Source organism: Bradyrhizobium sp. Kon69 (assembly GCF_055807515.1).
The window spans coordinates 1-242 of sequence record NZ_JBVVOS010000534.1; the positions used below are offsets into that span (position 1 = coordinate 1).

Genomic DNA, 242 nt, shown 5'->3' on the forward strand with positions numbered 1-242 from the left:
CCTACGCGGCAATGCAGATTCCTGGCGGCTGGCTGGTGGACCGTGTTCCGCCGCGCATTCTCTACACCGCCGCTCTGCTGCTGTGGTCCATCGCCACCGTGATGCTGGGCTTTGCCGCCAGCTTCATCGCGTTGTTCGTGTTGCGCATGGCCGTCGGCGCGCTGGAAGCCCCGGCCTACCCGATCAACAGCCGGGTTGTGACCACCTGGTTCCCCGAGCGCGAGCGCGCCACCGCGATTGGC

1 protein-coding gene is annotated in these 242 nt (G+C 67.4%); it reads left to right on the forward strand.

The window, feature by feature from the left end:
- A partial coding sequence (locus tag AC0L3U_RS40060; RefSeq protein WP_473365219.1) for an MFS transporter occupies positions 1 to 242 on the forward strand: 242 nt, incomplete at both ends.